Raw genomic sequence first — 13,472 nt, 5'->3', positions numbered from 1 at the left:
GTTTAGAATCCTCCCTTAGGTGCTTCGTATTGAATAGGCCAAGTAACGTGAACCGTGGTACCTTCTGAATCAGAGAGAAAATGAACTTGAGGATCGCCGTTTGGGAATAAAATACCGAGCCGTTGTTTGATATTTTTAAGTCCCATGCCTGTTCGGGAATTTGCATCTCTTTCATGATCAAGTCGTTCCCTGTGGGCGGATTTACTGTTCCATATTTTCATATGTACGAGATTCGCTTCAGCAAATATATGGATATTAATCAGCGCTGGGCCCGGATATCTTTCAAACTCGTGTTTAAACGTGTTTTCCACCAATGTTTGTAAAACGTACGTTGGAATCAGCATAGGTTTAACGGAAGAATCAACGGCCTGTGTTACTTCAAGCCTTTTTCCGAAACGCATTTTTTGAATCTCCAGATAATAGGAGGTGTACGTAAGCTCTTCATCGATGGATGCTAGAGATTGGTTGGTGATGTATTTTCTTTTTAAGAATCTGGACAAGGTTTCAAGCGCATGAATCAACTCAGGTTTACGATCAAGACGCGCAAGTCCAATGATGCTGTTTAAAGTATTAAAGAAAAAATGCGGCTGAATCTTTTGGCTCAAAATTTCAAACTTGTTGCGCTGCAATTCTTCCTTGAGCGCAAGTTGACGAGATTCGTTCTTCAAAGCTTCCATCTTTTCTTCAAAGATAAATAAAAATAATATGGTAAAAGCTCCAATGAGCGGAGCTAATACACATATCATAATATAAAACGAAAGGTTCTCAAGGCTGATCATAAGCAATCTTTCTTTCGTTTTTTAATTAAATATATTACCACTGTTTGATTAAAAAGACAAGTCCTCGGCATAATGACAACTGACTTTATGCTGGTCATCTATTGTTCTTAATTCCGGTTCCACATTTCGGCAATGTTCTGTTGCAAAAGGACACCTCGTATGGAACCTGCATCCTTTAGGCGGATTGATAGGGGAAGGAACGTCTCCTTTAATTTCAATTTCATCTCGTTGCACATTGACGTCCGGTACCGGAATGGCAGACAACAAAGCTTTAGTATAAGGATGTCGGGGGTTGGCGAACAGCTTGTCATTATCAGCAATTTCCACGACTTTTCCCAGATACATAACAATGACTCTGTCTGAGATATGTTTTACTACGCTGAGGTCATGCGAAATAAATAAATAGGTTAAATCCAGTTCGCGCTGCAGTTTTTTCATTAAGTTTAATACTTGTGCCTGTACTGAAACATCCAAAGCTGATACAGCTTCATCACATATAATTAACTTGGGATTAACCGCAAGCGCTCTGGCAATTCCTAAACGTTGTCGCTGCCCGCCGCTGAACTCGTGCGGGAGCCTTTCCAATGAATCATATGGTAAGCCAACGAGCTCCATCAATTCAAGCATGCGTTTCTCCCGATTGGTTTTATCCATCACATTTTGAATCGCCATAGCTTCATTCAGCATCTGTCTAATGGTACGACGCGGGTTCAGAGAAGCAAAAGGGTCCTGGAAAATAACCTGAATATCGCCGCGTAATGTCTTTAATTCTCTTTTCTTTAACGAAGCAATGTCTTTACCTTTATATTCAATGGTTCCTGAAGTCGGATCATCGAGCCTTAAAATGGCGCGGCCGGTCGTAGACTTTCCACACCCTGATTCGCCGACAATACTGACGGTTGTACCGGCATCGATTGTAAATGAAATATCATCAACGGCTTGCACATAGCGTTTCTTCTCAGTAATTTTTTCTTTTTTTACCGGGAAATATTGTTTCAGATTGGAAACCTCAAGAATGGGCTGGGGTGCTCTCTGCATGGATCTCATCCTTTCTGACGTCTGATTCATGATAATGAAAACATCTGACCTGATAACTGCCATTATGGTAATCGGTTAATGGCGGATGTAATTGAAAGCAAATCTCGGTTGCCATTGGACACCTCTCAGCGAATTTGCAGCCAGTATGCTCGGTAAGCGGGCTAGGGATATTTCCCTTCATGGGTGTCAGTTCCTCTTGAACCTCATTGATTTTAGGTAGAGAGTCAAGCAGCCCTCTTGTATAAGGATGTTTCGGCTTGTTAAACAATTCGGCGGTCGTTGACTTTTCGACGATTTCTCCGGCATACATCACAGCCACGCGGTCACATGATTCGGCTACGACGCCTAAGTCGTGTGTAATGAATAGAACCGCCATATTGAGATTTTTTTGCAGTTGTTTCATCAATTTGATGATTTGTGATTGAATCGTCACGTCCAGTGCTGTGGTAGGTTCGTCTGCAATCAGCAGCTCTGGATTGCAAGCCAGAGCCATAGCAATCACAACCCGTTGACGCATACCTCCGCTCAATTGATACGGGTCTTGCTTGGCCCGCTCTTCAGGAGATGGGATCCCGACGAGCTGCAGCATTTCCACGCTTTTTCTTTTAGCTTCTTTGCGGCTGACAGGTTGGTGGGCACGAATGGTTTCAGCTATTTGTTCGCCAACACTGATGACCGGATTTAACGACGTCATCGGTTCCTGAAATATCATTGAAATTTGATTCCCGCGGATTTTTTCCATTTGTTTTTCTGTCTTTTTTACAAGATCATCACCATTAAGTTTGATCGAGCCGTTTACAATTTTGCCGGGTTCGGGAATCAACTGCATGATCGAAAGGGAAGTCATGCTTTTCCCACAGCCGGATTCTCCTACAATACCGAGTGTTTCTCCTTTATATACAGTCAGATCAATGCCGTCTACCACGCGTCCGACACCTTTTTTTGAGTGGAAGTATGTTTTTAACCCATCAATTTCAAGAAGTTTCTCAGACATGATTCAGTCCCCCTTAATTAAGATCAATTCTGCGGTTGAAGAATTTATATAACACATCTACAAACAGATTAACGATAACAAAAATCAAAGAAGCAACGAGTACACCGCCTTGTACCATCGGAAGGTCACGCATTCTGATCGATTCGAGAATCAATCTCCCCAACCCGTTAATGGCAAAAACAGATTCAATCAGAACAGTTCCGCCGAGCAATGCCCCAAACTGCAGACCGACAACGGTAATGACGGGAATTAAGGCATTTCTTAAAGTATGCTTGTAAATGACCAAATAGTTTTTAATGCCTTTTGCTTTAGCGGTCCGAATGTAATCCTGTCTGACAACCTCCAGCATGCTTGACCGCGTCATACGTGCAACAATAGCAGCCCCTGCTGTCCCAAGGGCAAGTACGGGAAGGATCATATGTTGAATGCTGTCCCACCCTGATACAGGCAGCCAATGCAGTTCAACCGAAAAGATGAAGATCAGAATCATGCCCAGCCAAAAGCTTGGAAAGGAAATACCCAAAAGGGCAACCACCATGACTGTCATATCTGAAGCGGAATAGGGCCGTACAGCTGAAATAATGCCTGCAGTGATCCCAAATATGATGGTTACAAATGTCGCATAGACCGCTAATTCAACAGAAATAGGTAATCGCACCATGATTTCATCGATGACAGGCCGTTCGTTTTTCAATGAATGGCCCATATCTCCTTGAAGCAGCCCTTTTATATAATCAAAATACTGAATATGCAAAGGATCATTTAATCCATACTCATCACGAAGTTTCTCAACGGTTTCCTGTGATGCGCCCTCTCCAGCCAGGACTTGTGCAGTATCTCCAGGAACCATCTGCATGATCAAAAAGACAACAAGTGTCACACCGAAGATAACCGGGATGGTTTGGAATAAACGTTTTACAATAAATAACAACATTGTGGAGACCTCCTTTAGTTTTCTTGTCACTTACATATTAAGATTTCATCCGCGGATCAAGCGCGTCTCTCAGCCCGTCACCAAATAAATTAAAACCCATGACCAGAAGTGCTATGGTGATGCCAGGGAAGATCGCTATATAAGGTGCTGAAAAAAAGAAGTCTCGACCACTTGAAAGCATGGCTCCCCATTCAGGAGAAGGAGGCGCAGCGCCAAGTCCCAGGAAGGATAATCCCGCAGCCGAAAGAATGGCTGTGGCGAGTCGCAAAGTGCCCTGAACGATCAGTGGTGATAAAATATTTGGGAAGATATGTCTGAACATAATAATGAAGTCATTTCCGCCCAATGATCGAACAGCTTCTATATATTCCATATTTTTGACTTCCATTGTCGAGCCTCGGGCGATTCTTCCGAAAAGAGGGACTGAAAAGATTCCAACGGCGATGGTTACGTTAATTAATCCAGGACCAAGCGCACTGATGATGGCTAAAGCAAGCAGAATTCCCGGAAAGGCGAGCATGACATCAAGCATCCGGCTTAAAACAGCATCCACCCATCCGCCGTAATAACCTGCAAGCAGTCCCATAATGATTCCAAAGAAAGCTCCAAATAATACCGCTGCAATTCCAATGCCCATCGATAATCGTGATCCGTGAATAATTCTGCTTAAAATATCGCGTCCTTTATCATCAGTTCCCATCCAATGTTCTATAGAAGGGGGTTGCAATTTGTTTGTTAAACTGATTTCAAATGGATCATATGGCGCGATATAAGGTGCAAATATCGCTACAAAAGCGTAAAAGATCAGCAGTACCCCGCCTGCAACAGCGATTTTGTTTTTAAAAAGCTTCTCAAAAAACGCTGTAAATTTTTCTTTGCGTCGTTCCTTCCGCATTTGCACAAACGATTGTTTGACCTCTTGTATGGATACATCCATCTTGTAAGCCTCCTTAATTGAATTTGAAAAGTAAGTATAATTAAAGATAGAAGAGTTATGAGGTAATTGCAATTGCTTTATTTACAATTGTAAAAATCTTTGTAAACAAGGTAAATATTTTGCAAAAAAAGTCTCGGGAAATAATTTATACTATTTGATAAGCTTCATAAAACATCATAAAGGAGTGGGGTAAATGAAAAGAAGATTCATGTATAACGCAGCAATGATGGTGGTGCTGCTCAGTATTTTACTGATGAGTGCCTGTTCAACAGGTGGGGGAGATACTGAGGCTAAAGGTGATTCGGGCGAAAAGGCAGCGGAAAAAAAGGGCGGCACACTTAAAATAGCCATGCAATCTGATGCCACTAATATGGATCCGCACTTTATAACGAATATCAAAACTGCCAACGTCCTGCACGGTAAGGTGTATGAAACCCTCGTCGAATTTGATCAGGAGATGAATATTGTGCCAAAGCTGGCTGAATCCTGGGATCAATTGGATGATACAACATGGGAATTTAAATTACAGAAAGATGTTACTTTCCATGACGGGACCCCATTTAATGCAGATGCGGTGAAAGCAACCTATGACAGACTGCTTGATCCTGAAACAGGTTCTCCACAAAGAGACAAGATCAGTATGATTGAAGAAGTTAAAGTCGTTGATGATTCCACCGTTCAGCTGCTTCTGTCAGAACCATATGCACCGCTGTTGTCTATCCTGTCGAGTCAGGAAGCAAGTATTTTGAACCCTGAAATATTGGAAAACGATCCGGATTCTTTGTCAAAGAAACCAAATGGAACGGGTCCATTCAAGTTTGAGAATTGGAATTCCGGCCAGGATATCACACTCGTGAAAAACGATGACTACTGGGGTGAAGAGGCCAATGTCTCTAAAGTCGTTTTTGAAGTTGTACCTGAAGATGCCACTCGACTGGCGATGCTCGAAACAGGGGAAGCCCACATTTCTGACCAGGTGCCCGTCAATGATATTGAACGGGTCGAAAGTGCAGATAATATGAGAATTGAGCGTGTTGAGGGCCTGGCAGTAGAGTTTCTTGGTTTTAATGTTGAATCAGACATTTTTGATGATGTGAAATTGCGTAAAGCTGTCAGCCATGCAATTGAAAGAGAAGCGATTATAGAAGGAATTTACAATGACGTCGGCACACTTGCCAATTCAGCTATGAGTCCAAATGTGATCGGCTATAGTGAAAATGCCACACCATATGACTATGATCTTAATAAAGCAAAAGACCTTGTGAAAGAGAGTGGGTTTGATACATCGAAAGAGATCACTCTTATTACCAATGATCGTAAAGAGCGTGTTGACATGGCTGAAGTCATTCAGTCGCAATTGAAAGGGATTGGTCTGAATGTTAACATTCAAGTATTGGAGTACGGTTCATTTATAGAATCATTGGATAAAGGAAAGAATGATATGTTTATCAGCGGTTGGGGAAATGCGACAGGTGATGGGGACTATAACCAGTACAACCTCTTCCACACAGATTCACACGGTTCTGCAGGCAACACTTTCTTCTATTCGAATGATGAGGTCGACCAGTTAATAGAAAAGGGACGAGCCACATCCGATCAGGAAAAAAGAGACAAAATCTATGAAAAAACACAACAAATAGAACTGGAAGATGCTGTGTACGTTCCGATTCGCAATTACGAGCAGCTTGCCGCAGCAAATGAGGCAGTGCAAAACTTCAAAGTGACACCTGTTGGGTATTTGGACATCAATGAAGCAACCTTAACAAAGTAAATCAAGTACCAGGGGGAGAGTTATTCTCTCCCTTTGGAAATTGGAGGGTAAAAATGGGGAATCTATTACTGAAAAATGTTCGCCTCGAAACAGGTTTGAACAAGAATAAGCAGCCGGCCACAACAGAAACTGCACAAAAAGACATTCGCATTGAAAATGGTGTGATCACAGATATTGCTGACCACATAGAGCCTGTCAATGAAACGGAGACACTTGATGCTGAAGGGGCTCTTTGTCTGCCAAGCTTACGGGAAATGCATATCCATATTGATAAAACGTACTTTGGCGGTCCGTGGAAGGCATGTAAGCCGATTACGAAAGGGATTTTGACAAGAATAGAAGAAGAAGAGGACCTTTTGCCGAAACAGCTTGATAAAGTTGAGGAACGCGCAGAAATTATGGTGAAACACTTGATTGATCAAGGCCATACGCATATCCGCACACATTGCAACATTGTGCCGGTTATTGGACTGGAAAATCTTAAAGCAACCATTAAGGTGCTGAAAAAATATGAAGATCAAATCACATATGAAATTGTGGCCTTCCCGCAACATGGCTTACTGAGGTCAAATTCTGAAGCGATCATGCGGGAAGCTATGAAGATGGGTGCGACCCATGTTGGCGGTGTTGATCCAGCAACAGTTGATCTGGATCTGGACAAATCACTTGAACTGACTTTCGACATTGCAGCAGAGGCCAATGCCGGAGTGGATATCCATTTACATGATAAAGACACACTCGGGTTTTACAACTTTGAGAAAGTCGCGGCCCTGACGCATCAGCATGGGCTCGAAGGACGTGTAACCATCAGCCATGCCATTGCTCTTGGGGATATTGATGGCAAACCGCTTGAGGACATGATGGATACTCTGAAAGCAGCTGGAATTGACGTCACAACAACCGTACCGATTGATCGCCCAACTATTCCCATTCCCACTCTCGACAATCATGGAATCGAGGTTTCTGTTGGTCATGATAGTTTGACAGATCACTGGAGTCCATTTGGAACGGGCAATACAGTAGAAAAGTTGAGTGTTTTGGCAGAGCGGTTCAGGATTTCAGATGAACAAGGTCTTGGTCAGGTTTGGAAATACGCAAGTGGCGGCATTACACCATTGAATGCAACCGGTGAATACGTATGGCCGAAAAAAGGCGATCAAGCGAACCTTGTGCTGATGGATGCCGTTTCTTCTGCTGAAGCTATAGCACGCCGCAAGCCAATCAAATACACCGTATCAGGCGGAAAGAAAATATCTGGGTAAAGGGAAGGGGCTTTGAACATGACTGCAACATGGTTATTAAATGTCAAACTGGAAACGGGTTCATATACCGACGAAGACAACTACACATATACATCGACTGACCTATTTCATTTAAAAATAGAAGATGGGAAGATCGTGCAGCAAATTTCTGCCAAGGAAGATTTACCGGAGCATACTGGTGAAACAGTTGATGCGAAGGGCAATCTGGCAGTTCCAGCCTTTAAAGAAATGCACAACCACCTCGATAAGACCTATATGGGAGTGGGCTGGAAAGCACCGATCCCTGTTAACAATCTCAAAGAACGATTAGAGATGGAAGCACGTGAATTAAAGGAGCTCGCTAAAACAGCAGAAATGCGTGCAGACTTAATGATACAGACATTGTTGTCGTATGGTTCAACACATATCCGCACCCATGTTAATATTGACCCATATATCGGTCTTGATAATTTGGAAGGGGTGCTCGCTGCACTTGACAAACATAAAGGTGCTGTGACGGCTGACGTGATTGCCTTTCCACAGCATGGTCTATTGAATGACGAAGTTCCCAGTCTTATGAAAGAAGCCATGCGAAACGGGGCCACTATGGTCGGCGGGCTGGACCCGGCCGGTATTGACGGAGCGGTGGAAAAATCATTGCATTCGACAATGGATCTAGCAGCTGAATTTGACGCCGACGTCGATATTCATATTCATGACGGTGGCCATGTTGGCTGGTATACAATTGAAAAATGGCTTGACTTGGTTGAAGATGCCGGCTGGAAAGACCGCACAGCAGCCAGCCATGCTTTCTCACTTGGGGATGTGCCGCTCCCTGCTCAGGAGAAAATCGCCAGCCGCATGGCAAAACAGGGAATGGATGTTATGTCCACAATTCCTTTAACAGCGACCTTGCCACCGATACAGCTTCTCGATTCTGCTGGTGTTGGTGTCCATTTTGGTTGTGATGGTTTTTATGATTCTTGGGGCCCATTCGGTACGGGCGATGTTTTGGAAAAAGCAACCCGTTTTTGTGAAATGTCCGGGATGAAGGATGAAGCAAGCTTACGAAAGGCTCTGAAGTGGTGTACGGGCGGTGTAACGCCACTTGATGGGCAAGGGAATAAACAATGGCCCAATAATGGTGATGCAGCAGATTTTGTATTTGCAGATGTGGCTTCATCAGCAGAACTTGTCGCCCGCAGACCCGAGCGCAAAGCCGTCATGAAAGCAGGTAAAATCGTGTCAGGTTCTCTAACCTGATGGATATGAAACAATAACAGAGAATGGTATTCTAGTATAGTAGTTGCTTAAAATATTGATGCTTTTAAGGCATAATAAAAGTAAACTGCGAACTAACTTATGACTGCTTCTGGCAACCGCTCGGGGAAAACACTCCGCGTCCAGTGGGCGCTGATGAGCCTCCTCGCGCTGCGCGCTCCGGGGTCTCATCTAGGCTTTTGCTCCCACGGGAGTCTCCGTGTTTTCCCCGAGCTAGGTATGAGAGGTTATTTTCTAACTCTTATGTGAGTAGAACCGTCCTAGCCACTGAATTACATAGAGTGATTGGAGCGGAGGGAAGTCGACTCCTGCGGGAACAGCACGAGTCCGAAGACCCCACAGCGGTGGTCTTTCCGCAGCGCAAATCACGGTACTCTCATTGTGATGGTTAGTGTCCTTCTCGTTAAGTAAGTGAGGTTTCTTCTAAAATATTTGATTCGAGTTTTCTCTAGTTCGCAGTTTGTGTCTACTAGATACTAAATCCCTTATAAAAAACATGGAGTATCTACCATATTTGGCAGATACTCGATGTTTATTTTTAAATGCAGTTTTTCCTATGCCGGTGGTTTGTTTATTATCGCCTTGAGCTTTTCGGGTCAAAGGCGTCTCTTAAGCCGTCGCCTATGAAGTTGATGGCGAGGACTGTGATGAGTATGCCAAGGCCGGGTGGGATCCAGGCTTCTGGGTGGTCGCGCAGGATGCGGACGTTTTGCGCTTCGGAAATCATGTTGCCCCATGTTGGTGTTGGCTGTGGAATTCCGAAGCCAATAAAGCTGAGACCAGATTCAATGATGATGTAACTGGCCATCATTAAAGTCGCGTTAACCACAATTGGACCAATCGCGTTCGGGATAAAATGTTTGAATACAATCCGTGAATCTCTGGCACCAATGGCACGCGCGCCAAGCACAAATTCCTGTTCCCTCAAGGATAGATAAGTGCCTCTAATGATCCGGGTCAGGTTCGGCCATGTTGTCAGCGCGATGATCGTGACAAAAAACGGAATGGTCACGCGTTCGACAATCGCCATAATGGTCAAAGCAAGTACGAGAAAAGGCAACATCAGCATAATGTCTGCGGCACGCATAATGATACTATCGACAATTTTACCGTAGTAACCAGCCAAAGATCCAAGAATGACGCCGATTACCAGAGTGAAGATCATGGCACTGAAGCCGACAATCAACGATATGCGTCCGCCATACAGTAGTCTGGAAAAGTTATCCTGACCTTGTCCATTTGTTCCCAGGATATGTTCCTCGTCAGGATGCTTTTCAATTTTCAACAGGTTCGTCTTCTCTGGATCGTGTTCGGTGAAAAGTGGTGCGAGAACACATAGCATAATGATTGCAACCAATACGAACACACTGATTACGGCCAGTTTATTGGTCATAAAACGGCGCAGGGCCAGTTGAAAGGGGCTTCTGCTTTTATGTTGTTCTTCTTTTGGGTGATGCTCCGGCTCTGTTTGATACGATGCCGGTTCGTGCTGGGTCGACTGCATATACGCTCACCTCAATCATAGCGAATTCTGGGATCGATGATACTGTAAAATATGTCTGCCAGCAGGTTGCCGACAAGAATCAAGATACCCAATAACATTGCAATAGCCATAACAACAGGGAAGTCCCGGTTAACAACGGAACTTAAAAATAAAGTGCCAAGTCCCGGATATTGAAACACTTGTTCAGTAATAACCGCACCACTCAAGAGCATTCCGACTTCAAAGCCCATCAGCGTAATGATCGGGATCAGCGCATTTCTTAAAGTATGTTTATACAGCACATCACTATCAGACATGCCTTTTGCCCGCGCTGTGCGGATATAGTCGCTGCCAAGAACATCGAGTACTTCAGAACGCATATAACGCATATAGGTCGCAGTTCCGGCTAAACCAAGTGTTATGCCTGGGAGAACCATGTGATGCAATCGGCTGAATAAAGCTTCAAAACCTGTCATACCAGGCGCATCCAACGTACCCTGTGCAGGGAACCAACCGAGCTTGATTGAAAGAATGTAAATGGCAATCAAACCAAAGAAAAAGTTGGGTATGGCCAGTCCCAAGAACCCGAATCCTGTGGCACCGTAATCCAGAAGAGAATAGGGGTGTTTGGCTGAGTATATGCCGATGGGTATCGCCACTATAATCGTAATGATCAAGGAAAATAAACCTAAGTAAAGCGTGTTGGCAAAACGAGCTTTGATGAGTTCCGTGACAGAGCGTCCATTAAATACGAGCGATTTACCGAGGTCTCCCTTGGCTACATTTGTAATCCAGCGTCCGTATTGAACAGGGATCGGGTCATTCAAACCGAGCTCTTCACGCTGCCGCTCGTACACCTCCGGATCAACATCAGGATCTGCCAGAGATTTGCCTGTTAGAGCATCTCCAGGCGCCAGTTGTGCAAGGCCAAACACGATGATGGTCAAAGCAAAAAGCATTGGAATAAAGACGAGTGTACGGCGGATGATGTATTGGTACATGGATCTACCCCCTTTGATCCTTTCAGCTGGTGGTTTTATCGTACAATTTGTTAAAACAAAAGCATGCGGCGAGCACCGCACGCTTTCGTTTAACAGTACATACGGATGTTATTCTTGAGTCAACCACCATAGGTGTGGATCGTTGATCATGGAATATGGCATTGGATCAACGCCGTTCAAGTTTTTGTTGTGTGCATAGATCTTATTTTGTGCAAACAACAGCAATGCTGGCAAATCTTCAGAGTAGAGAGACTGCCACTCTGAATATTTTTCTGCACGATAGGACTGTTCAAATGCTTCAGGTGCTTTCATAGCATCCGATATCAGCTGGTCAGAATCCGGATTGTTCCAGCGTGAGAAGTTGTAGCCGGCTTTTGTAGTCCACAACCCTGATGGATCAGGGTCGCCGCTGCCGAGGCTCCAACCAATCAGATACAGATCCCAGTCTGTGTTGTCATTGGTTAAATCCTCAACGTAAGCTGACATTTCTTTCGGCTGTCTCAGATCCATCTTAATCCCGACTTGTTCAAAGAAGTCTGCCAGGATCGGCGCAACACGCTCACGTAATTTATTGCCAGTCGGATAGTTCAGGTTAACAACCCATTCTTCGCCATCTGGTGTTTCGCGGAAACCGTCATCGTTTGTATCGACGTAACCCGCCTCGTCAAGCAATTCTTCAGATTTTTCCTGGTCAAATGTGTAATTTGTTACAGCGTCCCCGTCATACGCCCAGAACTGTTGTGCAATTGGTGCGTTAATGACTGTTCCGTGACCCATCAAGAGTTCACTTACAATCGCTTCACGGTCAACCGCATATGCCATAGCCTGACGAACAAGCTGCTCATTCATATCTTCGTTTTCAACCCAGTTATCAGGTTCAAGTGCGCCCGACTCTACATCGTCAGCTGTACGGTGATTCATCTTGAAGCCCATCAGCTGATAACCAAAGTCTGTTTGTTCAATGATCTCAACGTGATCCATGCCTTCCACATCTTCAAAGTCAGCAGGCGGGACCCCGTTTGGATCAGCAATAAAGTCAATTTCGCCTTTTTCAAGTAAGCCGAGCATTACAGCCTGGTCAACGATACGCCAAACAATTTTGTCAAGATATGGTTCGCCTTGCCAGTAATCAGGGTTCTTTTCCAGGACGTACTGCTCGCGCTCAAGCATTTCTGTGAACTTGAAAGGACCAGTTCCGATGACCTTGCCGGGATCGAGTGTCGCCTCATGCTCAGGCACTTCTTCAATCGGCACATCTTCAAAAACGTGTTTTGGAACGATCGGGAACGAAACATCTTTCAAGATGGTGACGTTTGGTTCTTCAAACTTGAATGTGACTGTAAGATCGTCTTCTGCAACAACGCCTTCAAATTCATCAGTTTCGCCGCCTTCGAATGCTTCATAGCCAACGAGTTTATTTGCGTATTCCTGTCTGACACCGCCAGCTTCAATATAGCCAGGGCTCGCGATAGACTCATACGTAAACACAACGTCTTCAGCAGTAAAAGGTTCGCCGTCATGCCATGTAACACCTTCTGTGAGGGTCAGAGTGATTTCTGTCTGATCGTCGTTAATTGTCCAGTCGGTTGCGAGACCTTCGATAAATTCCAGATCCTTATTCTGACTAAGAAGGCCTTCGTGTGTAAAATCTATGATATTCGCTTCATACGCTTCCTCGTAGAATATCGGGTTGAAGACACCGGATGGGGCAGTATCCATAGCACCTGTAATTGTGCCACCCATCTGTGGTTCGTCATTTGCAGGTTCTTCATTGTTCCCGTCATCATTATTACCGCCGTTATTTTCTGTTTGATCACCATCGTTCGCTGTGCCACCATCATCACTAGTTGTGTCATCACTGCATGCGGCGAGCAGGAATGCGAACGCAAACAATAGGACAAACAGAATAAATCCCAATCTGAAACGTTTCATCAATGTAATTCCCCTTTTTAAATAATGACCGACTGCACAATAACTGTTAACCCTTTAATCGCCGGCTATCACCTCCTAAAA

11 protein-coding genes are annotated in these 13,472 nt (G+C 44.3%); 3 read left to right on the top strand and 8 right to left on the bottom strand.

The genetic code is table 11. The features are described 5' to 3' along the window. Nucleotides 1–2 precede the first annotated feature (2 nt). The 5 genes from JNUCC1_RS02810 to JNUCC1_RS02790 form a co-directional block, all read right to left on the bottom strand. Nucleotides 3–746: a sensor histidine kinase gene (locus JNUCC1_RS02810; RefSeq protein WP_197431603.1), complete on the bottom strand. Its 744-nt coding sequence runs from the start codon at nt 744–746 to the stop codon at nt 3–5. A gap of 81 nt (nt 747–827) precedes the next feature. Then, nucleotides 828–1,817, bottom strand: coding sequence for an ABC transporter ATP-binding protein (locus JNUCC1_RS02805; RefSeq protein WP_442915412.1), 990 nt, complete (start codon nt 1,815–1,817; stop codon nt 828–830). Next, nucleotides 1,789–2,811: an ABC transporter ATP-binding protein gene (locus JNUCC1_RS02800; protein ID WP_156643905.1), complete on the bottom strand. Its 1,023-nt coding sequence runs from the start codon at nt 2,809–2,811 to the stop codon at nt 1,789–1,791. Before JNUCC1_RS02800 ends, JNUCC1_RS02805 begins: the two co-directional genes overlap by 29 nt. A gap of 13 nt (nt 2,812–2,824) precedes the next feature. Next, nucleotides 2,825–3,745, bottom strand: a complete 921-nt coding sequence (locus tag JNUCC1_RS02795; protein ID WP_156643904.1) for an ABC transporter permease — start codon at nt 3,743–3,745, stop codon at nt 2,825–2,827. Nucleotides 3,746–3,782: 37 nt separating this feature from the next. Beyond that, a complete protein-coding gene (locus JNUCC1_RS02790) occupies nt 3,783–4,640 on the bottom strand; it encodes an ABC transporter permease (protein ID WP_442915444.1) in 858 nt (285 codons plus the stop codon). A gap of 235 nt (nt 4,641–4,875) precedes the next feature. Here JNUCC1_RS02790 and JNUCC1_RS02785 point away from each other — a divergent pair, with 235 nt between their 5' ends. Genes JNUCC1_RS02785 through JNUCC1_RS02775 form a run of 3 tightly spaced genes read left to right on the top strand, consistent with a single transcriptional unit; the run spans nt 4,876 to nt 8,957 of the window. Continuing rightward, nucleotides 4,876–6,453 carry a glutathione ABC transporter substrate-binding protein gene (locus JNUCC1_RS02785; protein WP_156643900.1) on the top strand — a complete coding sequence of 526 codons (1,578 nt, stop codon included), beginning with the start codon at nt 4,876–4,878 and terminating at the stop codon, nt 6,451–6,453. A gap of 53 nt (nt 6,454–6,506) precedes the next feature. Continuing rightward, nucleotides 6,507–7,715: an amidohydrolase gene (locus JNUCC1_RS02780; RefSeq protein WP_156643898.1), complete on the top strand. Its 1,209-nt coding sequence runs from the start codon at nt 6,507–6,509 to the stop codon at nt 7,713–7,715. 18 nt (nt 7,716–7,733) lie between these two features. Further along, a complete protein-coding gene (locus tag JNUCC1_RS02775) occupies nt 7,734–8,957 on the top strand; it encodes an amidohydrolase (RefSeq protein ID WP_156643897.1) in 1,224 nt (407 codons plus the stop codon). Nucleotides 8,958–9,549: 592 nt separating this feature from the next. Here JNUCC1_RS02775 and opp4C read toward each other — a convergent pair. The 3 genes from opp4C to JNUCC1_RS02760 all read right to left on the bottom strand — a co-directional run bounded on the left by opp4C (nt 9,550) and on the right by JNUCC1_RS02760 (nt 13,391). Then, nucleotides 9,550–10,479: an oligopeptide ABC transporter permease gene (gene opp4C, locus JNUCC1_RS02770; RefSeq protein ID WP_156643895.1), complete on the bottom strand. Its 930-nt coding sequence runs from the start codon at nt 10,477–10,479 to the stop codon at nt 9,550–9,552. Nucleotides 10,480–10,490: 11 nt separating this feature from the next. Then, nucleotides 10,491–11,459 carry an ABC transporter permease gene (locus JNUCC1_RS02765; protein WP_156643893.1) on the bottom strand — a complete coding sequence of 323 codons (969 nt, stop codon included), beginning with the start codon at nt 11,457–11,459 and terminating at the stop codon, nt 10,491–10,493. Nucleotides 11,460–11,567: 108 nt separating this feature from the next. Further along, nucleotides 11,568–13,391 carry a peptide-binding protein gene (locus JNUCC1_RS02760; RefSeq protein ID WP_156643886.1) on the bottom strand — a complete coding sequence of 608 codons (1,824 nt, stop codon included), beginning with the start codon at nt 13,389–13,391 and terminating at the stop codon, nt 11,568–11,570. Nucleotides 13,392–13,472 lie beyond the last annotated feature (81 nt).

This window comes from Lentibacillus sp. JNUCC-1, from assembly GCF_009741735.1.
Taxonomy (GTDB): Bacteria; Bacillota; Bacilli; order Bacillales; family Amphibacillaceae; genus Lentibacillus_B.
This window is presented reverse-complemented; position numbering and strand designations above follow the sequence as displayed.